Source organism: Blastopirellula marina DSM 3645 (genome assembly GCF_000153105.1).
GTDB classification, from domain to species: domain Bacteria; phylum Planctomycetota; class Planctomycetia; order Pirellulales; family Pirellulaceae; genus Blastopirellula; species Blastopirellula marina.
On record NZ_CH672377.1, the window covers coordinates 648,913 to 672,331 of the forward strand.

Below are 23,419 nucleotides of genomic sequence, written 5' to 3' on the forward strand. Positions count from 1 at the left end.
CCAGCTAGAATGGATCGACGGGGCCGATGCTGACGGCGTCCTCCCCACTTGGCCAGAATCGCTTCTTTCCCCCCTGCCAACCCAGAAATCCTACCAGCCATGTCTATTCGATCCGCTGTGATGTCGCTGCTTCTCATGAACGCCGCTTCCCTCGTCGCATTCTGCGCAGAGCCGACGAGCGTCACGCTTCCCCCCAAAGAAAAGTTTCAGCTTTTTCTGCTGATCGGTCAGTCGAACATGGCGGGCCGCGGCAAAGTGGAAGCCCAAGACAAAGAAATCAATCCACGCGTGCTGACGCTCAACAAGGCTGGCCAGTGGGTCCCGGCGGTTGATCCGATCCATTTCGATAAGCCTGGGATCGCCGGCGTCGGACTCGGCCGAACTTTTGGCCTCGAGATCGCCAACGCAAACCCAGAGATCACCGTTGGCCTGATCCCGTGTGCGGTTGGCGGCACGCCGATCGATCGATGGACGCCTGGCGCCTATGATAAGCCGACCAAGAGCCATCCCTATGATGATGCGTTGCCGCGGGCCAAGCAGGCGCTCGAGTCAGGCGTCCTCTGCGGCATTCTCTGGCACCAGGGAGAAGGAGACTCGAATCCCGCCAAGGCCAAGGTCTACGAGCAAAAGCTGGATGAGCTAGTGACGCGAGTTCGGAAAGAACTAGACGCTCCCGAAGTGCCGTTCCTGGTTGGGCAATTGGGCGTATTCGAAGAACGCCCTTGGGACGATGCCAAGAAACAGGTCGATGCGGCACAGCGACATTACGCCGCGTCTCATCCCAACGCGGCGTTCGTCTCCGGCGAAGGCCTGACGCACAAGGGAGACAAGGTCCATTTCAACGCCAAGTCGTACCGCGAATTCGGTCGACGCTACGCCAAAGCGTATCTCGATCTTGCACCAGCCAAGTAGTTGGCGGCGCCGCGGCTTACTTCCACGTCCAAATTTTTAGGTCGTCGATCCAAGCCGAATGGTTGACGGCCAAAGTGATTATTCGTTTCGTCGGATGAGCAACTTCCTCCGACGAAAATTGCGCGACCTAAGCGCCGTCGATCGTAGCTGTCATCGTGTCTCCTGCGACCGTGACTCGCAGCGTGTACCACTGGTTTGGTTTCAACTGCAGCGGCGAGTGCAAATTGAAATGTCGTTGAAAATCCAAGTGGAATCTTCCATGCGGAAAGCTTCGACACGAGTGTTTTATCATGCGAGTATTTCGGTTTGATCCTGGCCAGGTTTCATTCCTGCTCGACCATTCGCCAACTGTGCTAAACTGATCTTCGTCCCTTCCTTATTCTTCGGAGAGCCCGTCGGTCATGTCGCGTCTGTTTGCTGGAACTCCCTTCGATATTCCGCCCCAGTGCGACGACTGCGGCGAGCTATTGCCGCAGTGCAAATGCACGCCTGCTGAGAAAGCGGCGAGCGAGGCGCGGCGTCAACAAGCGGCGGACCGTCAGCAGCGCGAAGCGGGCCGCCTTCCCCCGGAAAATCAAATCGCCGTTCTCAGCGTGCAAAAGCGCAAAGGGGGAAGAAAAGCGACGGTCATCACAGGGTTAACCGATGTCGCCAACGACCTGCCGGCGTTGCTTAAGCAACTTCAGGCCGATTGCGGCAGCGGCGGAACCGTGAAGGCGAAGGAAGACCTGCTCGAAATCCAAGGGGACCATGCCGATCGCGTTCGCAAGTCACTCAGTGCACTCGGCTATCGCGTGAAAGGTTAGTGCGTAAAGCGACGGCGGTTGCTAGGGAATCATCACGTCGACCGGCAATCCGGTCAGCTTGTCAAAGACTCGCTGCGTTCCGGCCGTGACGAGCGTGATCGATTTCCATCGCGCGGCGTCTAGGCCGTGCGAATCTGCTCCAAAATAGCAGACGCCTGCCGCGGCGTTCTCGAAATGGAGCGAAATTTCTTCGGCGGTCAGCGGAAAATCATACAACGCGACTTCGTCGAGGACGCCTGCAAAAGGCTCACGCTTGCGCCACATATTGCCAACGACCGCCGGCGCCGGCCCGCCGCAGAGGATCAAACCGCCGACCGAAAATTGGTGCTGAAAACAAAGCTTTCCATCGATATAGAGCGCCTTCTGTCCACTGAAACTATCGTAGGTCGCCACCACATGATGAGGCTTGCCGTCTGTCAACTGCTCCACGGTCGGTCGCCCATCGCGACCATCCAGCGGCATGTCCAGTTCGCTATAACCCTGCTGTTCGATATGCAGTCCAAACGATAAGCACGGCCCCGGAGCGACCTCCGGAAGATCATAGTCTCCTACATCATCGTCATTTTGAAAGCTAAGCAAGATGCGGTAGACTCCATCCTCTTTGCGAAAAATCTCGTCATAATCGAGAAGTTCGCCGGACCACTCCGAGATGAACATGGCCTCGATCGTGATTCCGCTGCTGCAGGCCATCAAACCATCGCCGATCTCGGTTCCCATTCCTTCATCGATCTGCACAATCGATTCTGGCGTGTTGTCAAAGCGAATAGCGCCGTGCCCGACGATGCCGGGAACTCGTTGAGCGTGTTCGCCCAACGTCAGCGGCGTGGAAATCGAGGGAGCATCCTCGCTGGCCGCTCCCTCGCGATCGTCAAAGTGCCAATAGTAAGAAGGTAAGCGTACGCGCGACTGGACATCGACCTGGCCATGCATCGCCTGCACGCGAATATGTCGATCATCCAGCATCGCGACTTGAAATTCGGTTCCCATATCGACCACGCGCAGATTGGAAGTCGTCACTGAGAACCTCGATTGCGGGCTCTCAAGCATCGCATGGACCGACCCATTGTAAAGAACGCCCTCTTCCGGCGAATTGACTCCAAACAGGGCCGGCCCTGTGACTCGCAAATTGGCGCCGCCTGACGATGCGAACTCCGTCTCTCCCTGAGCAATCGACAACGTCAGCGGTCCGGAATCGTGCCCCTCTAACTTACCGACGGCGCCAATCGGCGGCTGGCGGTTGTCGTAATTGGACGGTGCTGCATCCGCAAATTGCTCATCGGGTGCGTGCTCAAGCAGGTCTTGCCGCGGCGCATTGCTCAGCGATATCCAAAGTACGAGAACTATGGAAGCTGCAGTCGCCAACGAGACTCCGACGGACCATCGCTTCCATCCGATCGGCGTCGTCCCGACCTGTGCGGAAAGCGTCGGATCGGAATGGGCGGACGCTGTAAGCCGTTGCAGCGCCGGCGGCGTCATCCGCAGTTGCGCATGCACAAGCGAATAGCGAAGGTAGATGGAATGCGCGACCGGGTCATTCGTGAGCAACTCGGCAAGACGCGCCACATCGTCTGGCGTCGCCGTACCGTCAAATTGACGATCGGCGAGTTCGAAGATTTGCTCGGTGCGATTCACGAATGTTCTCTTGGTTATCTGCGGACGTTGTTAGGTTGTTGGGTGGCAAGCTTCGACTCGACGCATTCCAGTAGAGAGCGCCGCATCACTTTCAGCGATTTGTAGACCGCATGCACCGATCGGTTCCACGCATCGGCGATCGTCGCGGCCGATTGATTTTCGCCGTAGAACAATTGAATCAGTTCTCGCTGGCGATCGCTGAGCAAGGTCACGCACTCGTCGAGCGCCTCTTGTCGCGGTTCCAATTCGCTGGCCAAGCCGATCGCAGTGGCCGAGATCTCCGCCAGCAACACCTCGCTAAAAATATGACGATCGCGGTCGCGCGTGCGCCAATACTTCAGAACCTGATGCCGTGCGATTCCCAGCGCCCAAGGGGTAAATTCTTCGTCTCGCCGGAAGGTTGCAAAGCTGCGCCAAAGTTCTAGACTCGTTTCCTGAAACACGTCGCCAGCAACCGAGTGGTCATGAATCAGCGCACGGATATAGGCCAGCACACGCAATTGGTCGCGTGTGAACAGCCGGAGGAAATCTTCGTAGTCCGAGGACCTGTGGATCCGATCTTCGTTCATATCTGCCGCGTGTGTGGCCAAAAAACCAAGTCATTCAGGCAGTCGTGCAGGCTGCTATTCTAATCTGCCGCTCTTCGGCAGCGACGCCAAGCGGATCGCTGGCTATTAGGGAATGGCGCGGTCGACCCCAAATTAGTACCCAAAAGGTTGTCGCCGAGCCTGATTTTCTGGTACTAATTCTGAATGCGGTGGGTCAATGCTTCGTAACGCCGCCGCCCCCTCCATTCTTCCCACCGCAAACCAAGGAATTCGCTATCGTGAAACATGCCCGGCGAAATTCGGCTCCTCTCGCCTTGTTGGTCGTCGCGTTGTTCCTGATCGCGTTGCCCAGTGCGACGCAAGCGGGCGATTTCTTTCCGCAGCAAGTTGCCCCTATCTTGCAGCAAAAATGCCTAAGTTGTCACAGCGGCGATCAGCCGCAAGGCGATTTCTCGCTGCAATCGGTCGCCCAAGCGTTGGCTGACGGTTACATCGAACCAGGGGACGCGGCGGCCAGTCATCTGGTTGAGCTGATCTCGCCGATCGACGGCATCGCCGCTATGCCCAAAAACGCCGATCCGCTCACTCCCGCGGAGCTCGCTGTGATCCGCAAGTGGATTGACGACGGCGCGGATTGGCCCGCCGACTTCCAACTGCAAGCGGCTCGCGTTTCTGATTTCGCTTGGTGGTCGTATCAACCTCTTATCTTGCCAGCCGTGCCACAATCAGCGGATCCCTGGGCGAAGACCGCGATCGATCAGTTCATTTTAGAAAAGCTCGACGAGCAGGGGCTTCAGCCTTCGCCGGCCGCCGATCGCCGCACGTTGATTCGCCGCGTCACCTACGATCTGACCGGATTGCCGCCGACGCCGGAGGAGGTCGCCACATTTAATAATGATTCCGATCCGCTGGCATACGAGAAGCTAGTCGATCGTCTGTTGGCCTCTGATCAGTACGGAGAACGCTGGGCGCGGCATTGGCTGGATGTCGTCAAGTATGCCGATACGTGCGGATACGACAAAGACAAACTGCGTCCCAACGCATGGCCCTATCGCGACTATGTCATTCGCGCTTTCAATGACGACAAGCCGTATGCTCGCTTTGTCCAAGAGCAAATCGCCGGCGACGTCCTGTTCCCCGGCTCGCCGGATGGCGTTTTGGGACTGGGCTTTTTGGCGGCCGGTCCCTGGGATTTTATCGGACATGTCGAAGTATCAGAAGCCAAGATCGATGGCAAGGTAGCGAGAAACCTCGACCGTGACGACATGGTCTCGAACGCGATCAACAGTTTCTGCAGCGTGACCGTCCAATGTGCTCGTTGCCACAACCACAAGTTTGATCCGATCACGCAAGAGAACTACTACGGCCTTCAATCAATCTTCGCCGCAGTCGATCGAGCCGACCGCCCTTACGGCGCTGATCCCCAGATCGAAAGAGTGAAAAGCCGTCTGGAAGAAAAGCGGGCTGCGCAAAAATCGGAATTGGCGAAACTGCAAAAACAAATCGAAAGCGACGGTGGTCCGCACTTCGAGAAACTGGGAGAGTCGATCCGCCAGTTGCAAGCCGACGCCAAAGTCAGCAAGGCGCCCGAGTACGGCTATCACAGCGCCATCACCCGAACCGCGGCGACAACCAAATGGGTCGAGGTCGATCTCGGTCAGCCCACAAACATCGACAAGATTGTGCTGCGTCCTTGTCACGACGACTACGCCGGCATCGGCGCTGGATTTGGATTTCCTGTTCGATTTCAGGTTCAGATCGCGGCGAATCCAGACCAATGGACCACCGTCGTCAACCAGACAAAAACGGACTATCCTAATCCCGGCTTGAATCCGTTGGAGATCCCTGAAATTGCTGCGCCGGTCCGATTCATTCGCTTAACCGCGACTCGGCTGGGGGAACGCAAAAATGACTACATGCTGGCGCTCGCCGAGATGCAGGCCTTTGACGGCGCCGGCAACAACGTGGCGCTCGGGCGAAAAGTGACTTCGGGTGATTCTATCGAAGCCCCGGTTCGTTGGTCACGAAACAATCTGACAGACGGAAAATGGGCGCAAGACCACGATCCCAAGCGATCCATTGAATTGGCGAAATTGATCTCCGAACGCGCCGCGATGGCAACGCCGGAAAATAACGCTCAGCGTAATCGCTTGCAAGAGTCGCTTGTCGCGATCGAGCGCGAGATCGCCGCGCTCCCTCAGAGTCGCATGGTATATGCCGCAGCGACCGATTTTCCCACGCAAGGCAATTTTAAACCGACAGCAGCGACGCCGCGGCCGATCTATTTGCTGCATCGGGGTGACGTCCAAACTCCGCGCCAAGAGGTCTCGCCGGGCCTCCTGCCGCTGGGCGAAAATGCCGATTGGCATTTAGACGCGGCGTTGTCCGAGGGAGAACGTCGTGCTGCGCTGGCCCGCTGGCTGACCGACCAGCAACACCCGCTGGTCTGGCGTTCGATCGTCAATCGCATCTGGCAGCACCATTTTGGCGAAGGGATTGTCGCGACGCCGAATGACTTTGGTCGGATGGGCGCCAAGCCGACGCATCCCGAATTGCTCGATTGGTTGGCGTGCGAATTCCGCGACGGCGGACAGTCATTCAAAAAACTGCATCGCCTGATCGTGACCAGTAACGTCTATCAGCAATCATCGCAACACGATGCGGCACAGGCTGCGATCGACGACGGCAATCAGTATCTGTGGCGAATGAATCGCCGCCGACTGGAAGCGGAAGAGATTCGCGATTCAATCCTCTCGGTCAGCGGTTCACTGAATTTCACCATGGGCGGCCCCGGGTTCTATCTCTTCGCCCTGGAAAAGACCGCCCACTCGCCGCACTACGAGTATCACAAATTCGATCCCGCCGATCCTGCATCGCATCGACGGAGCATTTATCGCTTCATCGTACGATCGCAGCCCGATCCTTGGATGACGACGCTTGACTGCGCCGACTCTTCGCAGAGCACGCCGCGACGCAATGAAACGCTCACTTCGCTTCAGGCCCTCTCGCTGCTGAACAATCCTTTCAACTTGGTGATGGCGCAGCGGTTCGCCGCTCGACTCGAAAACGAGCAAGCTGATTTGCCGGATCAAATTGATCGAGCGATGTTGCTGACCACGGGTCGAGCGCCCAGCGATTCGCAGCGTGCTGAAATGGTCGCCTATGCTCAAGATCATCAATTGGTGAACTTCTGCCGCTTGATGTTTAATCTTAGTGAATTCGTCTTTGTCGACTAAGCGGAAACTCACCCATGATCGATCGCAGAAACTTTCTCGCCCAAGGAGGCGCCGGTCTCGGCAGTCTCGCGTTGGCGATGATGCTGCATGAGGATTCGCAAGCCCAAACCGGGGGCTCGATTCAAGTGCTGCATCATCCGCCGCGTGCGAAGCGCGTCGTGCAGCTCTTTATGTCAGGCGCCGCAAGTCATGTCGATTTGTGGGATCACAAACCGATGCTCCAAAAGCACCACGGCGAAAAGTCCGATTTCGGCGAACACGTCGAAGCGTTTCAAAACGGCTTAGGGCCTTGGATGAAGTCCCCCTTCGCTTTTTCCCCGTATGGCGAGTCGGGAAAAATGCTCAGCGAAGTGGTCGCCCCGTTAGGCGCGTGCGTCGACGACATGGCCTTCATTCACAACATGATCGGCAAGACCGGCGTTCACTCTCAAGCGACTTATCTGCAAGCGACCGGCTTCGATCGCCCCGGTTTTCCCGGCATGGGTTCCTGGATCAGCTATGGCCTGGGTTCGGCCAACGACAATCTGCCGACCTTCGTCGTCTTGCCGGACCATCGGGGCTTCGCGAGCAACGGCCCCAAGAACTGGGGTTCCGCATTCCTGCCGGCCAGCTCGCAAGGCACGGCGATCTTTCCTCAGCGGGACAATCCGATCGAAGATCTCTCCGCTCGCTCGAACTATGTGACCGAGTCTGGCGACAAGGCCGGACTAGAATTGCTCGCACGGCTGAACGAGCAGCACCGCGCCCAGCGCCCTGGAGACTCGCGCCTAGAAGCGCGGATTCGCTCGTACGAATTAGCCGCCAAAATGCAGCGCAGCGCGCCTGCCGCGCTCGACATTACGGCCGAGCCGCAGCATATCTTGAAGATGTACGGACTCGATCGACCAGGGGCTACCTATCCAAGCGAGATCAATCGCGCAGAAGAAGCGGAGTACTTTGGCCGCAAATGTCTGATCGCGCGGCGACTGCTGGAACGAGGAGTCCGTTTCGTGCAGATCTGGTCAGGCAACGACAATGGTTTTCCACGTCGCAATTGGGATAGCCATGAAGACATCGAGCGCGATCATGGTCCATTGGCGCATGGAATGGCGGTCGGCACAGCCGCATTGATTCAAGATTTAAAACAGCGTGGTCTGTTGGAAGACACGATCGTCCTTTGGACGACCGAATTTGGCCGTATGCCAAGCACGCAGGGAAGCAAAGGACGCGACCACAATCCGTATGTCTTCACCAATTGGCTCTGCGGCGGCGGCATCCGTGGAGGAATCAGCTACGGTCCGTCCGATCAATGGGGATATAAACCGCTGGATCGTGATAGCCCGACGCAGGTTTACGACGTCCATGCGACCATTCTTCACTTGCTAGGGATCGACCATCGCCAACTGACCGTCCGAAATGAAGGGATCGATCGTCGACTGACCGACGTTCACGGACACGTCCTCGAAAAGCTGCTGGCCTGATCGACTAGCCGTAATTCGGCGAGGGTAAAATTCAAGATCGGCTCCTAGTTGGCGCCGGCGTAACGTTTTGTCATCCGACGGTATTCGGATACGAATGTTGCGTCCTCAAAAAAGGCTCCACGTGCGGAATACGCTTGACGCTCTTCGTCACCTTGCTGCGAGACTTTTCGATACCGGCGATTCTTTCCACATGGTGTCGGTCTCAACGATGCGATCAATGAAATAGCCGCTCCATCAGCCAACTTTCTGTTTTATTGTGTTGGCGCTGACGCTATTCATGAATGGCGTTAAAGTCAAACTTCTCCCCCCACGATCAGCACAAACCTCTTCTCATGGCATGAGATATCTCTGTTCTTTGAAGATCGATCTTGAACAATCCAGTCCCGGGGGAGACCGCTGTCGCGCCGTTGATGGAGAAGCGGGTTCGCGATCTAGGATGCTCACGCAACTATTCCGTCGGAATAGCAATGAAGCTGCGTTAAAATAAGAAATGCATCCCTGAGAAGATCGATTTTTCGCCGATGACTTTGTCCCCATGCGCACTATGATCACCACCCTTCGCAAAGATCGCTGCATGCGAGTGATCGTGGTGCTTGCCATGTTGCTGATCGGATTTGGCTTGGTCGTCTACTATCGAAGCTCCCGAAACGAGAGGCCCTTCATCGTTGTTTCTATCGAATCAATCAACCTGGACGGCGAGTCAAGATCCTATCGTCTGACCGTTCCCGCATCACGTCCTGATGCTCCGCTTCCGATCGTAGTCGCGCTGCATGGAATTGGCGATTCGACCGAGTCGATGGCCCACTATTCGCAACTGGATCGTCTCGCAGCGCGAGGAGAATGCTATGTCGTCTATCCCGAAGCGTACAAAGCGATGTGGAATGTCGTGGGAATCTCACCTGAAAACTTGGCGCAGAACCGCGATCTGCGGTTCATCGATGAATTGCTGGCGCGGCTAAGAAATCAACTCGACATCGATGGCGTCTATTTGATCGGCATGTCGAACGGAGCAACCTTCGCTCAGGCGCTACTATTCACTCGAACCGATATTGACGCCGTCGTCGCCCATTCCGGATCAAAGCCTAAAGGGCTAGAACCAAGCGACAATGCTTCGCCTATTCTGTTGATCGTCGGCGCCAACGATCCGGTCATCGACGCGATTCGTCGCGACGCGGCCACATACCGCGCGGCGGGCTATTCCGTCCAACTCATCGAAGCCCCTCATCTCGGACATCAATGGTCGACTCCACATAATGCACAGATCGAGCAGTTTCTGCTGCGACGTCGGCAACCGTAGCAATCCGGCGAAGTCGATCTACTCACGCGAAGCTGAAGTAACGCCGATCGCAAGCATCCAAGCATCACGTCACGCGTGAAACGAGCGTCATTATCGTCACAGGCGGCACAATCGTTTCGGGACTAGCCGCGAGTTTCATTTCTGGCCCGACCAATCGCTTCTATCGACCTATCTTTTCGCGGCGAGCATCGTCCTTTGGCGACGCGCAATCACGCCTTCCCCCGACGGTTCCTTCCTGATACGCCCGCGACGATTTCGCATGTCTATCTTCCGCAGATACGCGCTGAACACGATTCGGCCGCGTGTTAAAAAACCGATTACTCCTGACGCCTCGTTCGGCCAGATCGAACGTTTGGAAGTGCGTGAATTGTTCGCCGGCGATACGGCGAACTTTCTTTCGCCGATTTGGTTTGAGCAACTATCGACTTCCGCGCATTCGCAAATTGACGCCGGCAACGCGACCTTCGCTGAATCAACCACGCAGGTCGTCTGGGAAAACACGACGCTGGACGTCTACAACGACGAGTGGATCATTCAGTTGGACGCTTCGCTGGCCGCGTCGATCACATCACTGACCGACGTTGCGGCGCTGCTGGACGGCGGTACGCTGCAATTTGAGATCATCGGCGGCCTCGGTCTAAGCGGCCAATTGCTCATTCGCACCTATGACGCCGAGATCAACGCCGTCACTGACTGGCTCGCCGGACAATCGATCGTCACCACTTTTGAGCCGAACGCGCTGCTGCCGGCTCATCTGGCGACTAGCGATCCCCAAGGCGATTCGCTCTGGGGTCTCGACAATCAGGGGCAAACCGGCGGCACGGTCGACGCCGACATCGACGCACCGGAAGCTTGGGAAATCACGACCGGAAATCCGAACATAGTGGTCGCTGTGATCGACACCGGCGTTGACTACACGCATCCTGATCTGATTCACAGCATGTGGGTCAACCCCGGCGAAATCGCGGGAGACGGAATCGACAACGACGGCAACGGTTTTGTCGACGACGTCTATGGCTACGACTTTCTGAACAACGACGGCGATCCGATGGATGACAACATGCACGGCACGCATGTCGCCGGAACCATCGCCGCCGAGGGTGACAATGCGACCGGCGTTGTCGGCGTCGCGTCGTCGGCGTCGATCATGGCGCTTAAGTTCCTCAGTGCGTCCGGTTCCGGCAGTACGGCCGATGCGGTACGCGCTTTGAACTACGCTACCATGATGAAAAAGCTGTACGGCGTGAACGTCGTCGCCACCAACAACAGTTGGGGAGGAGGCGAATACAGTTCGGCCCTGTACAACGCGATCAAAGCGAGCGGTGACGAAGATATTTTGTTTGTCGCCGCTGCCGGCAACAACGGGACTAACAACGACGTCAACCCGCAATACCCAGCTAGTTACGGACTCGACAACGTCATCTCGGTCGCAGCGACCGACCATAATGACCAACTCGCAGGCTTCAGCAACTATGGCGCGTCCAGTGTCGATATCGCCGCCCCCGGCGTCGGAATCGTCAGTACGATCACGCGCGGTCGTTACCTATCGCTCAGCGGCACCAGCATGGCGGCGCCGCACGTCTCTGGCGTGATCGCGTTGGCTTACTCGATCAATCCTTCGGCGACGATGGAGCAGATCAAAGCGGCCCTGTTGGGCGGCGCTGACGACATTGCTGGACTGCACGGGAAAGTATCGACCGGCGGGCGATTGAATGCGCTCGGCACGCTGCATCAGCTCAACTTCAGCGTCACCGACGCATCGATCGAAGCAGGCGCCGTCGTCGAATCACCGCTGACCAACTTCACCATCGAATTTAGCGGCAATTTTGATCCATCGACCGTCGCCGCGTCCGACTTTCTGGTCAACGGCCAGGCCGCCGACAGCTTGACGGTCGTCAACGGCAATCAGGTTACGTTCCACTATTCGCAGTCGCCGATCGTCGCGCAAGGCGCTCAGCGGATGGAGCTGTTGGCCGGCTCGGTCGAACGAAACGGCGATGGTTTGGCTCTGACCGGCTTTGTCCGTGAGTTTTTCTACGACGCCGCAAGATTGACCATCACCCAGACGAGCATCGCCAACGGCGCAGCGCTGGATGATCTTCCGAAATACCTGGACCTCATCTTCAGCGAAGCGATCGACCCAGCCACGTTAACCGCCGCCGATCTGCAACTTTCGAGCGGCGGAGTCATCGCAGTGGAGATGATTGGCGATCGCACCGCGCGGTTTTGGCTGCAGTTGCCATACGACAACGGCGAGATTACCTATCAACTGGCCGACGGCGCCGTCGCGGACTTGCATGGCAACGTGGGAGCAGGAATCACCGGGCATTTTTCGATCGATCTGGTCGACATCGCGATCTACGAAACAACGGGGCCGATCCCACTTCCCACCTATGGTTCGATCGATATCCCGCTACAGATTTCCGACGACTTGAAGGTCGCGGACGCCGATATTTGGCTCGACATCGATCACACTTGGGACTCTGACCTGACCGTGGTGTTGATCGCTCCCAATGGAACGCAGATCAAACTGTTTTCGGCGATCGGCGGATCGGGAGACGGTTTCCATGGAACCATCCTCGACGATGACGCTGAGATGCTGATCGGCGACGCCGCGGCGCCCTTTTCGGGGCGTTTTCGTCCGAGTGGAGATCTGTCGCTGCTGGAAGGAATGTCGACGGCCGGAACCTGGACGCTACGCGTCAGCGATTCGTTCGCCTCCGACGTCGGCACGCTCCAATCTTTCGGTATTCACTTTTCAGTCGCATCGTCACTGGAAATCGATCCGCTTGACGACATCACGATTCATCACGTCCAAGACTCGCTTGAGGTCGATGTCAACGCGAGTCCCGGCGCGACCATTTCGGCCAAGGTCTTGGGGGATGTGCCTGCGAACGTCCACTGGAACGCCGAGACAGGCCGTTTGACCATTGATCCGCCCAGGGGCTATGTCGGTAATTTTACGGTGCGCGTCAGCGCCGCCCGCGGCGGCGAAACGACCTGGGAAGAGTTCGTCGTTTCGGTCACAAACGATGCGGTTCAGCTCGGCGTGATCGCCGATCAAACGCTAAGTCACGATGGCCAGTTGGAACTTCCCCTGACGGTCGAAAACCGCGACGGCGACTTGCTGACGTATATCGCCACCGCGACCGACGCGGCCGGGCGCCTAGTCGAAGTCGCGATCAGCGATGGCGTTTTTCGCTTTGATGCAACCAGTGCGGCGGCCGGCAACGTGCAAGTCACGATTTCTGTTTCTGACGGCGTTTCGACCGCGACGCAAACCTTCTCGATCACGATCTCGGCGGCGCCGATTGCCGCGGATCCGTTGCCGTCCGAATTTGCCGGCACGTCCGGAAAGCCGCTCGAGATTGATCTGTCGCAGTACGACTTCGGCCAAGGGATGACCGATTTTGAGGTCGCCGCGCCTGGCGGCGGAACGACAACCGGCGCATCGCAGTATGGCGTCGTCCAAGATGATTGGCTCGAGCAGACGAACTTCGCCTACAACTCGCAGCGTCAGGGTGAGAAGTATGTCAAAACCGAATCGGGGCAATGGTGCTTTGTCACCACCGACGGTCAACATGCGCTGCTGCACGAGTGGAAAGGGAGCTTTGTTCGCAGCACTGTGATCGCGACGCTGGACATCTCCTACTACAACGACCCGAAACTTCTCTATCAAAACGAACCAGCGACGCCGCAAGCGGACGTGGATGTCGCGATCGACCCCGCGACCGGCAAACTGGTCGTGACGCCGCGCGACGGTTTTGCGGGGCGCATCACATTGACGGTAACGGCCACCGGGTCGAACGGCGCCGAAACTCGTACATTCGACGTCGTGTTTGCGGCACAGACGCTGGAACTTGCGCCGATTGCGAATGACCAATTTCCGAGCGGCGAAACGCGCTATACGCTTGATTTGCGCGACTATTTGACCGGTGGCGACTCGGTGGTTCTTTCGACGGCTGCGACCGCCGTTTCCGACGCTGAAGCCTATGCGATCGACAAAGCGGCGAACTTTGTCAGCGATCCGTTTTTAAGCCGCACCAACTACGCCTATAACGCCTACGGTCACCAAGAAAAGTTCATCCGTGATGCGAACTACCAGTGGTACTATCTGACTCAGGAAGGAGATCAGGCCGTCCTCTACAAGTGGCAGGGAGACATCGGCGGCGGTGACCGAATCGCGACGCTTGATTCTGCTTACTACGAAGATCCCAGCTTGTTAGTCAACGCTGCCGAAACCAGCGGCGACGTTACGGCGCGCATTGAAAACGGTCAGCTGATTGTCGATCGGCCGGCGAACTTTACGGGGGACGTTATCGTCACCGTCGCCGCAACCAACGGCAGCGCTTCGGTCTCCCAGGTCTTTCGTATTGCGGCGACAACGCCGGCGATCCACCATGCGTCGTCGATGGTGGACTTTGTCTCCGCATCCACTGCTGCACTTTCGATCCGTTCCGCATCGACTTCGGTCGACGCGAGCAACTTCGCGCCGCCAGCCGCGTCGCCCACGCTCGATTCGATCCAAGCCCAAGTCGCCGCAATCGCCGCCGAGGTGGCCCTGCGGTTTGGAGACGACATCGACTCGCTTGCCCAATCGCGCACCGCCCCTCTACCGACGACTGGCGCGCCGCGAACTCTCGGCGGCTCCATTTCGCAGAAGAGCGATCAATTGGCCGATGTCGCCGCAGCCCAGTCGGCGCGGGACGAACGTTTGTCAATGCCGACGATCGTTAACGCCATGGACGCGTGGGGAGACCAGATCGCCAGCGATCTGGCCCAGCGCGAAGATTCGTTCTCGGTCGAAGCCGACGACCTCTACTCTTCGCTGGATCAAGTTGATTTCGAGTTGCCGGAAGCCTAGGCTGCCGGAGTCTCAGCCCGCGGACGATCGAGCGTTAAGCTCCGACCGCCCGCAACGTCGCTGATGGCGATCCAATAAAGCCGTAATGCTCCAGACCTTCCAGTATCCCGCCGGCGCAATGTGCCTGAGCGAAATAGACGCGTGACGATTTGCTCTCGCGCAGCTTCTCGAGTTCCGGATCATAGTTGCCGACCACAATCCCGGCCGTCTCGCCGGTCAACATGTCCATATCGTTGCCGGAGTCGCCGGCGGTGGCGATGTTGGTAAGCGGGATATTCCACTTGGAAGAGAGATAGCGAATCGCTTTTCCCTTCGACGCTCGATGCGGCAGAATGTCGAGAAAACGTCCATGCGAAAAGATCAGCGAATGTGCAACGCCGGTCTGTGATAGAGCATCCCGAATCAGCGGTAGCGCTTCCTTCGGTTCCAACGCATCATCCAGCGAGTAGCTGATTTTGAATTCGCGCTGCGAGTGGGACTCCGGCTGCAGATGCAAAAACGGCAGCCCGTCCAGCGCCGCATGAACCCGGTCCGGCTTCCAACGCGAACGCAGATGGGCGCCCCAGCCTTTGACCGGAACGCGATCGGGTCCGTAGTACATCTCAGCGCCGACCGAACTGATAATCACGTCGATGTCGTGGATGCCATGTTTCTCGAGGACGTCATCGATCAATTCCAGCGCTCTTCCCGATGCGACGCCAAATCCGATTCGCGAGCGATTATCTTTCAGCACTTGCTTGAGCTGCGCGAGCGCTTGATCGTCACCCAGCAGCGTGTTGTCGATGTCGGTGATCAGCATCCGTTCGACATTGATCATCCGTGGTCCGACCGCCGGTTTTCCGACCGCCGAAGGAGTCCGCGACGGCGAAGAAACGATTTCTCGAATCGCTTCAAGATAGTGCCGACAGTGCGTTTCCCACGAGTAGAGCTTACGCACCAGATTCACGCCGTTCGAGGAACATTCATCCCACTTTTCGTGATCGGTTAGCAAGGTCAACATTGCGTCGGTCAACGCCTTCGAGTCGGTCACATCGACCGCGATCCCGCTCTTGCAGTTCTCGGCAATGTCTTGCGGACCACCCTCTTGCGTCGCCACAAACGGCAACCCGGTCGCGGACGACTCGATCGAAGTGAGCCCGAACAATTCGATGAATGCGCTGTTGACGAAGATGCCGCGATCCGAAGCGGCCAGCCGATACAACTCCGGCACGTCAAATTCCGAACTATGATTTTTTGGAATCGCCATCTTGCCGTACAAGTCGTAACGATCCATCGCCATCAACATGTCGGTAAGCACCTTTTGCTCGTTTTCCGGCATCGACTCGATATCATCACGAATCCCGGCGAAGACCGCCAAGTTCGCGATCGCTTGCAGTTCTTTGCTTTCGCCGTAGGCGCTAATTAAAGCATTGATATTTTTGCGGCGATCAGGACGACACAGCGCCAAGATCATCGGCTTGTCAGGTGCAAAGTGAAAGCGATTCAGTTCGCGGCGCATCCGCATGCGGGCCTGCTTGAACTGCTCGTCAATTCCGTTGCTCGACATCTCATAGTCATAATACGGAAAGAAGCGATCGAGATCGGTCCCCGGCGGAATGACGCGAAAATTGAGATCTTCCTCTTTGAAGTAATCCGCGTACTGCTGATCTCGTTCATGTCGCGTACTAGTGATCACCAGATCGGCGACCGAGAGACAGTCTTGTTCGACCTGAATGCGACGATCCATCGCAAGTTCTTTGTCGGCGTCTTCGCGGGTCCACCCTTCGTCCATGAGGTAAGCCAACTTGGGCTTGCCGAGCGAGTGCCCTGTAAAGACGAACGGGACGTCAAAGACGGACGCGACTTCTTTGGCGATATATCCGGCGTCCGCATAGTGACCATGAACCAACGTCGGCGAGCGACCCTCGCGACGCGTGAAGGTAATCATCGCATCGACAAACTCGTCGACGTAGGGCCACAGCCGCTCTTTGCGAAGGTATCGTCCGGGACCGCACGGCAAGCGAATCAGGCGACAGTTGGGGCCCAGTTCTTCGATCGGTTCCGAGTAGTCGCTCGATACTCGCTTGTCTTTGATCCGACGAGTGAATAGATCGACCCCCTCTACCTCTGGCAAAGCGGCCAGATTTTGGGCCAACTCCAGCACGTATCTTACTTGGCCTCCGGTATCGGCGTCGCGTCCCATTTCGATGTTGGACGCGCGGATAAGACCGTGAAGACTGATGAGCTGGATGTACATCAAATACCTCCCCCTGGTTGCTCGGCGTCAAACGTTTTTAGGCGATGGCTCGACGCGCGATTTCTATGGGCTGGTTGAAGAATCGTTTCGCCTCTCTCGATTCAGACCTTTCTTACTTTGCAAGCGGCGTGCCGAGTCCATTTCGGCCGGGTAGTGATCATTTTCCGGCGGGTCGATTGACTGCAAATCAACCACCTTGGACGACGAACCGCCCGAGTTTTCCATCATCGTAGCGACACGCTGGAGCGTAGCGGCGACCTGCATCTGCTCCCAACTTTCCAACTGATCCAGTTGGCGCTGAAACGGACGATGCAGCAACGTCGGCGCTTTGTCGAGCAACTTTTGACCGGCGTCAGTCAATTGAACCCGGATGTGGCGTCGATCATTCTCGCTCCGTTGACGAGCGATCAACTCCCGCTTTTCCAAACGGTCAAGAATTCCCGTCAGCGTGGCATGACCAAGATGAATAGAGCTCGCGACCTTGCCGGCTGTCGTCGGTTGCAAGCGATGAATCGCCTGCAGCGCGGCGAGTTGCGGAAAGGTTAACCCGATCTCTTGCAACAATTGTCGCGATTCAAGATCAATCGATCGCATGATTCGCCGTAAAGCGAATGCGATCTGATCTTCCAACGGGTCATGAACTCCCATGCAAGCTTCCAGATAACATCAATGTGGGGCTTGCACTACTTTACGTGTACGAAAGAGTTGCTGTCAACTAGCGCGGACAATTACGACATAAACGCGCATATTCGCCCCACTAAAGTCGCTTCAACGGCATTTCGATATTGTGAGTGCGAAAGAAAGCGCCGCCGCAACAGCCCCCCGACTGACAAGTTTGCGGCTATGCAGAGAATCCGCGTCGCGCCAGCCCGTCGAGCAACTGCTCCAGAATCCGTCCCAATTCCACGCGATCTGCGTCCGGCAATTCTTCAAACAGTTTCAGCACGACGTCATTTTTCAAAATCGTCTCTTTGACTGTCAACATGCCGCGATCGGTCAGCGATATCAAGGTTGCGCGGCGATCTTCCGGATGCGGATTTCGCTCGACCAGCCCTTCGCTTTCGAGCGCGTCGACCAATTTCGTGACGTTTCGCGGAGTCACCTGCAGCCGAGTGCTAATGTCGTTCATCTTGCAGGTGCCGCTGCATTTCAGCGCATAAAGCAAGCGCGCACGGGACGCCGTCGTACCGGCGGCGGCCATTTCGACCTCCAACCATTGGGAAAATGCTTTTCCAAAACGACCGATCTTTTCCGCCACTTCTTCTGATTTCAATGCTTCTTCTCGAAAAACTTGGCTGCCGCTTGATTGACAAATTGTGTACTGGTCTATAAATTTCCGCTTAGCTGCGTTTCGCAACCTTATCGATAGCGAATTCGCCCATCGGGGGCGATATCAGGAGCGTCAAAATGAGCGATCTCACGACAAATCATCCCGAAAACAACGATTCCGCCGCTGGCCACTCGGCGGCGAAGGCTTCGCCGCGTATCTGGCCGTTGATCGCAATCGCCGTTTGTCAGTTGGCGATCTTGACGATTCCTGGTCGCATCGCTCCCAGCACGATGTTCCATTTTATGTCAATGATGTGGGGAGCGCTCGCCTGTTTGACGCTGACGATGGTGTGGTTAATCGCATTTTGCCGCCTGCCGCTTCGCGAACGACTGATCTCGATCGGGCTCGTCATCGCTCTAGCGCTGGGTGCGATTCTCTTTTCCGATCCGTCGATAAACGCAATGGTGCTGGGGATCGTGCTGGCTCCGTGGACGATTGTCGCTTGCGGGTTAGTCGCACTCCTGGCGATTCCGTTTGGCTGGCCGGTGCAACGCTTCGCTTTGGCGTCGGTCTTGGTCATCACGGCCGGTTTGACCCTCTGCTTAAAACTCGACGGCGTGCGCGGCACGATTACCGCCGACTTTTCGCCGCGTTGGAATCCCACCAACGAAGAGGCGTTGTTGGCCGAACTCAAAAATTCGCCGGCGCCGCACGTCGCTCCCGATAGTGCGGCGCTCGCCGCGTCGACATCCACTTGGCCCGGCTTTCGTGGTCCGCAGCGTGACGGCGTCTTGCGTGGCGCTACGTTCGCGACCGATTGGGACCAACACCCGCCGCAGGAACTCTGGCGGCGGAAAATTGGTCCCGGCTGGTCCTCCTTCTGCGCCATCGGCGATCAAATTGTGACGCAGGAACAGCTCGGCGATGAAGAATTGGTGACCTGCTACGACGCGACAACCGGCCAACCAATTTGGCGGTACGCGATCGAAACCCGTTTTGAAGAACCCTTGGCCGGGCCCGGTCCGCGCGCGACGCCCACGTTCCACGCCGGCAAGCTTTACGCGTTGGGAGGATCCGGATTCGTTTCGTGCATCGATGCGACCAACGGCGCCGAGATTTGGCGGCGTGACCTGACCCAGGACGTGAATGCAAAAACGCCGGAGTGGGGCTTTTCCAGCTCTCCGCTGATCGCCGGCCCAACGGTGATCGTATTCGCCGGCGATCAGCAGTTCGAGGGTCAGCCCGGAGAAACAGGCAAAGCGGTCGTCGCCTACGACCTCGAGACCGGCGAAATCCAATGGACAAGCGGTCGCGGCAAGCATAGCTACAGTTCGCCCCATCTGGCCAATCTGGCAGGCGTCGATCAGGTCGTCATGATGACCGATTGGGGCGTCCAAGGACTTGCTTCCGAGGATGGCGAAGTCCTCTGGGAAAATGAGTGGGACATCCAACCCGGCAATCGCGTCGTGCAGCCGCAGATCGTCGCTGATTCGGTCTATGTCGGCACCGGCCTAGGGATGGGAACCCGGAAAATTGATATCGGGCGCGACGCCGAAAATTGGTCGGCGACCGAAGAATGGACTTCACGCAATTTGAAGCCCTACTTCAACGATTTCGTTCAGTTCGAGGGGCATTTTTACGGATTCGACGATCGCATCTTTACCTGCATCGAAGCGGCGACCGGCGATCGCGTCTGGAAGGGAGGCCGCTATGGCCATGGACAAACGCTGTTGGTCGAAGATGCCGGCGTGCTGATCATCGTGAGCGAAAACGGGGAGCTGGCGCTCGTGAAAGCGACCCCGGAAGACCACACAGAAATCACGAAGTTCCGCGTGTTCGACGGCAAAACTTGGAACCACCCGGTCGTCGCCGCTGGCAAGCTGTTTGTCCGCAACGGCGAAGAGATGGTTGGGTTTGAACTGCGTGATTGGCAAGAAACAAAAACAGCCGACGAATAATCGTCGGCCGTTTTTAGATCTCACAGGGATGCGTTTATTTTTTCGCCGCCAAGTCGATCTCGACAAAATCTTGATCGACGGCAACTTCCATCGTACGCCGATATTCCCGCGGTCGCTTGACCCGACGTGGAGCACGCGCCGACTGACCATCGCCAACCAACGGGTTCCCTCCGGTAATCGAGACGATATGCTCACCGGGAAGTACGCCCTCACGACCATCGATATAGTTGAGCGTGAATTTCCCTTCTGAGTCGGTGATCCCCCACGACGCCGCGCCATCTTGCTGCGGCGAAAAGGTGACGTTCATGCCGGCGGCGGGATTTCCGTCGTCAGTCACGAGTCCCTGCAACGGGGCCAATACCGGCCCCTTCGCACCGCATCCCACCAAAGCGGCGAACGATAGCAAGAGCAATAGGCTTCGCATTTTCATCACGTTCTCCCTTGTGGTGTCGGAGTTAATCGTTGCTGATCACGGCGCCGTCCGCGCGATCGAACAGGGACATCAACGTCTGCAAACCGGTCGTTTCGGCATAGAAAGCAACCGAACCATCGGCCCGCGCCATTTGGGCGCCGCCCGGATGTTGCGAACGAAAAATCGTGTGGCGGTAATAGGGCTGATTGTGTCCGATTCCGGTTCCATTCCAGTTGATGCCATGACGAACGGTCGCTACGTTCAACCACCACTCATCCCAGCCGCCGACGCCGCATGACCAGGCGCCGCCATCCCAGCTGCCGCCGCGCCAGTCGCAGTTGCCTGCTGCGCAATTGGGGCCGTTGTAAAAGCTCGATTGCTCACCAATCGTAATCGTGTTGCTGGTCCCATCGACCACGTCGCGAAATCCAATTGCCCGCGAGTTTTTCTCGTCGATCGAAACGAGCGTCCCGTTCCAAGTCACATAGCCATAAATGCCCCATTCGCCCGGCGTGGCGTCTTCGGTCACATTTGCGCCGCTGAAATAGCTGCCGGCGTTGCCCACATAGTCAGCGATTTGATACTCGATTTCGGCCGGGGCCCCCAATGCTTGCGTCCCGGACGAAGTCGCTCGTTTGCGAGTGTTCAGCATCGTACTAGAAGGACAATTCAAAGCCGAAACCCGCAGCTCGTTGGTGACTTGCCAGTTGCGGTTCGGGCCAATCTGATCAGACCAGTCCGTGTCGACGAACGTCATCTGATCATAGGCGGCGTTCTGCTCCATCTGCGGCAACAAGCGTGTCAACCACGAAGCGCCTCCTTTGCGATCCGCAGACGGCATCAGGACTGCCGGCGGAAAGACTTGATGCACGTCGTGGTAGTTGTGCATCGCCAACGACAACTGCTTCAAATTGTTTGAGCAAGTCATGCGTCGCGCCGCTTCGCGGGCTTGCTGCACGGCCGGCAGCAGCAAAGCGATCAACACGCCGATGATGGCGATCACCACCAACAGTTCGACCAGGGTAAAACCGATTCTCCTCTTCATGGCACGGAATCCTTTGATAGGAATGGATGAATAATTCATTTCCAGCTAGTAGCCTAACCAGGAAAATCGCAATTTCACCGCTTGCCAGGCGGATCACTGGTTACTTCTGTGCGCGGCGACTGGAATACCTGCCAAAATTCAAGAAGATCGGCAGCGACAACCTACGCAGGGGGCAATTCCGGGAAACGCGCCTACTTGAATTCGCCGGTCACGTCGATTTCGACAAATTCCATGGAAGCGTCAACGAGCATCATCTTGCGATACTCTCGCACCGGTTTCTGCAGGACGACGTTTTCGGTCTCGTTGACAATTTCGTCGCCGGCGTGATCGTTGCTTTCCGTGATTGTCAACAAGTGCTCTCCAGGCAAAACGCCGGAACGTCTGTCGACGTAGGTAAGCGTAAATTCACCTTCCGAATCGGTGACGCCCGAGGAAACTCCTCCTGTTTCCCGCGGCATAAAGATCACATCGGCGCCGACAAGCGGTTTTCCACGGTAGAGCACTTTGCCGTTCAACTGCGTTAGTGAAACTCCGGCGTCACCACAACCGACAATCGCGCTCGACAACAAAACAAGACACAGCGGAAGCAATACGACGTTTTTCATGCTGACGTTCTCTCTTTGTTCACAGATTAGTTGTCGCTAATGACGGCGCCATCGGCACGATCGAAGTATTGAGTCAAGACCCCGATTCCCATCGTTTCTGCAAAAAATCGAACCGATCCGTCTGTCAACGCCAGTTGAGCTCCGCCTGGGTGAGCCGAACGAATCACGGTATGCCGACGATAAGGAGCGTTATGGCCGACGCCGCTCCCGTCCCAATTGATCGGATATCGATTGACAATCACGTTAAGCCACCAATTATCGTCGCCGCCAGCTCCACTCGACCAGGCTCCTCCGTCATGATTGCCAGAGCGCCAATCGCAGTCAGCAGTGGGACAAACCGTTCCCTTGGCGAAATCCGACTGCTCGGCGATCATCACCGTATTGGTCGTACCGTCGGTCACGTCCCGGAAACCGATCGCTTTTGAATTTGTCATATCGAGCGAAACCAGCGTGCCGTTCCATGTAGCGGTACCATAACCGGAGCTTTTATTCGGCATCGCGATTGCCGTAATATCTGCGCCGCTGTTATACGAACCGGCGTTCCCAGCGTAGTCCGAGACTTGATATTCCAGCGTCGCCGGCGCACCCAGCGCTACGGTGCTGGAGTTCGTCGTCTGCGTGCGCGTTTTCGGCAAAGGGCTAGAAGGACAATTCAATCCATCGACGCGCATTTGACCGACGACTTCCCAATTTCGATTCGGCCATGAGGATTGGCCTGACCAATTGGTTCGAATAAAAGTGATCTGATCGTAGGCGGCGCTTTGCTCAAGAAATGGCAGCAATCGCGTATTCCAAGAAGCACCGGCGCCCGAGATCGTATCCATGGCGACAACGCCGATCGGAAAGACTTGATGCACGTCGTGATAGTTGTGAATCGCCAACGACAACTGCTTCAAATTGTTCGAGCAGCTCATCCGTCGCGCCGCTTCACGGGCTTGTTGCACGGCCGGCAACAGCAAAGCGATCAACACGCCGATAATGGCGATCACCACCAACAGTTCGACCAGGGTAAAACCAGATTTTTTGAGCATGAGAGCAATTCTCCGAATCGGGTTATAAGAAGTAGCAATCGCAGGGTAACGGCAAAAACTACAAATTTCATGCCAGCTACGTCTTACAAGTGGTTACTTCTGTGCGC

16 protein-coding genes are annotated in these 23,419 nt (G+C 57.0%); 7 read left to right on the plus strand and 9 right to left on the minus strand.

What is annotated here, in order from left to right:
• Positions 1 to 99: 99 nt before the first annotated feature.
• Positions 100 to 912, plus strand: a complete 813-nt coding sequence (locus tag DSM3645_RS21735; RefSeq protein WP_002654735.1) for a sialate O-acetylesterase — start codon at positions 100 to 102, stop codon at positions 910 to 912.
• A gap of 401 nt (positions 913 to 1,313) precedes the next feature.
• The gene (locus DSM3645_RS21740; protein WP_002654737.1) at positions 1,314 to 1,718 is read left to right on the plus strand and encodes a translation initiation factor; all 405 of its coding nucleotides are present in this window, start codon (positions 1,314 to 1,316) and stop codon (positions 1,716 to 1,718) included.
• A 21-nt stretch (positions 1,719 to 1,739) separates the two neighbouring features.
• Here DSM3645_RS21740 and DSM3645_RS21745 read toward each other — a convergent pair whose 3' ends face one another.
• Positions 1,740 to 3,350 (minus strand): LamG domain-containing protein, encoded by a 1,611-nt coding sequence (locus tag DSM3645_RS21745; protein WP_002654738.1) that lies wholly within the window; start codon positions 3,348 to 3,350, stop codon positions 1,740 to 1,742.
• Positions 3,351 to 3,364: 14 nt separating this feature from the next.
• Positions 3,365 to 3,919 carry a sigma-70 family RNA polymerase sigma factor gene (locus DSM3645_RS21750; protein WP_002654739.1) on the minus strand — a complete coding sequence of 185 codons (555 nt, stop codon included), beginning with the start codon at positions 3,917 to 3,919 and terminating at the stop codon, positions 3,365 to 3,367.
• Between the two features lie 257 nt (positions 3,920 to 4,176).
• Here DSM3645_RS21750 and DSM3645_RS21755 point away from each other — a divergent pair, with 257 nt between their 5' ends.
• The 4 genes from DSM3645_RS21755 to DSM3645_RS30715 all read left to right on the plus strand — a co-directional run bounded on the left by DSM3645_RS21755 (position 4,177) and on the right by DSM3645_RS30715 (position 14,755).
• The gene (locus DSM3645_RS21755; protein ID WP_237564909.1) at positions 4,177 to 7,134 is read left to right on the plus strand and encodes a DUF1553 domain-containing protein; all 2,958 of its coding nucleotides are present in this window, start codon (positions 4,177 to 4,179) and stop codon (positions 7,132 to 7,134) included.
• 14 nt (positions 7,135 to 7,148) lie between these two features.
• A complete protein-coding gene (locus DSM3645_RS21760; RefSeq protein WP_002654741.1) occupies positions 7,149 to 8,594 on the plus strand; it encodes a DUF1501 domain-containing protein in 1,446 nt (481 codons plus the stop codon).
• Positions 8,595 to 9,138: 544 nt separating this feature from the next.
• Positions 9,139 to 9,891, plus strand: a complete 753-nt coding sequence (locus DSM3645_RS21765; protein WP_002654742.1) for an alpha/beta hydrolase family esterase — start codon at positions 9,139 to 9,141, stop codon at positions 9,889 to 9,891.
• Between the two features lie 259 nt (positions 9,892 to 10,150).
• Complete coding sequence (locus tag DSM3645_RS30715; RefSeq protein ID WP_002654743.1) at positions 10,151 to 14,755, plus strand: S8 family serine peptidase; 4,605 nt, start codon at positions 10,151 to 10,153, stop codon at positions 14,753 to 14,755.
• Positions 14,756 to 14,789: 34 nt separating this feature from the next.
• Here the strand turns inward: DSM3645_RS30715 and DSM3645_RS21780 are convergent, their stop codons facing one another.
• The 3 genes from DSM3645_RS21780 to DSM3645_RS21790 form a co-directional block, all read right to left on the minus strand.
• Positions 14,790 to 16,991, minus strand: a complete 2,202-nt coding sequence (locus tag DSM3645_RS21780) for an HAD-IIB family hydrolase (RefSeq protein WP_002654744.1) — start codon at positions 16,989 to 16,991, stop codon at positions 14,790 to 14,792.
• A 63-nt stretch (positions 16,992 to 17,054) separates the two neighbouring features.
• Positions 17,055 to 17,639: a MarR family winged helix-turn-helix transcriptional regulator gene (locus DSM3645_RS21785; RefSeq protein WP_081444965.1), complete on the minus strand. Its 585-nt coding sequence runs from the start codon at positions 17,637 to 17,639 to the stop codon at positions 17,055 to 17,057.
• Between the two features lie 193 nt (positions 17,640 to 17,832).
• Complete coding sequence (locus tag DSM3645_RS21790; RefSeq protein ID WP_002654746.1) at positions 17,833 to 18,264, minus strand: MarR family winged helix-turn-helix transcriptional regulator; 432 nt, start codon at positions 18,262 to 18,264, stop codon at positions 17,833 to 17,835.
• Positions 18,265 to 18,398: 134 nt separating this feature from the next.
• On the opposite strand from DSM3645_RS21790, the gene DSM3645_RS21795 reads away from it, so the two are divergent.
• Positions 18,399 to 20,219 (plus strand): PQQ-binding-like beta-propeller repeat protein, encoded by a 1,821-nt coding sequence (locus tag DSM3645_RS21795; protein ID WP_002654747.1) that lies wholly within the window; start codon positions 18,399 to 18,401, stop codon positions 20,217 to 20,219.
• Between the two features lie 34 nt (positions 20,220 to 20,253).
• Here DSM3645_RS21795 and DSM3645_RS28800 read toward each other — a convergent pair whose 3' ends face one another.
• The 4 genes from DSM3645_RS28800 to DSM3645_RS21815 form a co-directional block, all read right to left on the minus strand.
• Positions 20,254 to 20,649, minus strand: a complete 396-nt coding sequence (locus DSM3645_RS28800; RefSeq protein WP_002654748.1) for a carboxypeptidase-like regulatory domain-containing protein — start codon at positions 20,647 to 20,649, stop codon at positions 20,254 to 20,256.
• Positions 20,650 to 20,674: 25 nt separating this feature from the next.
• Positions 20,675 to 21,676, minus strand: a complete 1,002-nt coding sequence (locus DSM3645_RS21805) for a DUF1559 domain-containing protein (RefSeq protein ID WP_002654749.1) — start codon at positions 21,674 to 21,676, stop codon at positions 20,675 to 20,677.
• Between the two features lie 191 nt (positions 21,677 to 21,867).
• Positions 21,868 to 22,281 carry a carboxypeptidase-like regulatory domain-containing protein gene (locus tag DSM3645_RS21810; RefSeq protein ID WP_002654750.1) on the minus strand — a complete coding sequence of 138 codons (414 nt, stop codon included), beginning with the start codon at positions 22,279 to 22,281 and terminating at the stop codon, positions 21,868 to 21,870.
• A 26-nt stretch (positions 22,282 to 22,307) separates the two neighbouring features.
• Positions 22,308 to 23,312, minus strand: coding sequence for a DUF1559 domain-containing protein (locus DSM3645_RS21815; RefSeq protein ID WP_002654751.1), 1,005 nt, complete (start codon positions 23,310 to 23,312; stop codon positions 22,308 to 22,310).
• Positions 23,313 to 23,419: the final 107 nt, after the last annotated feature.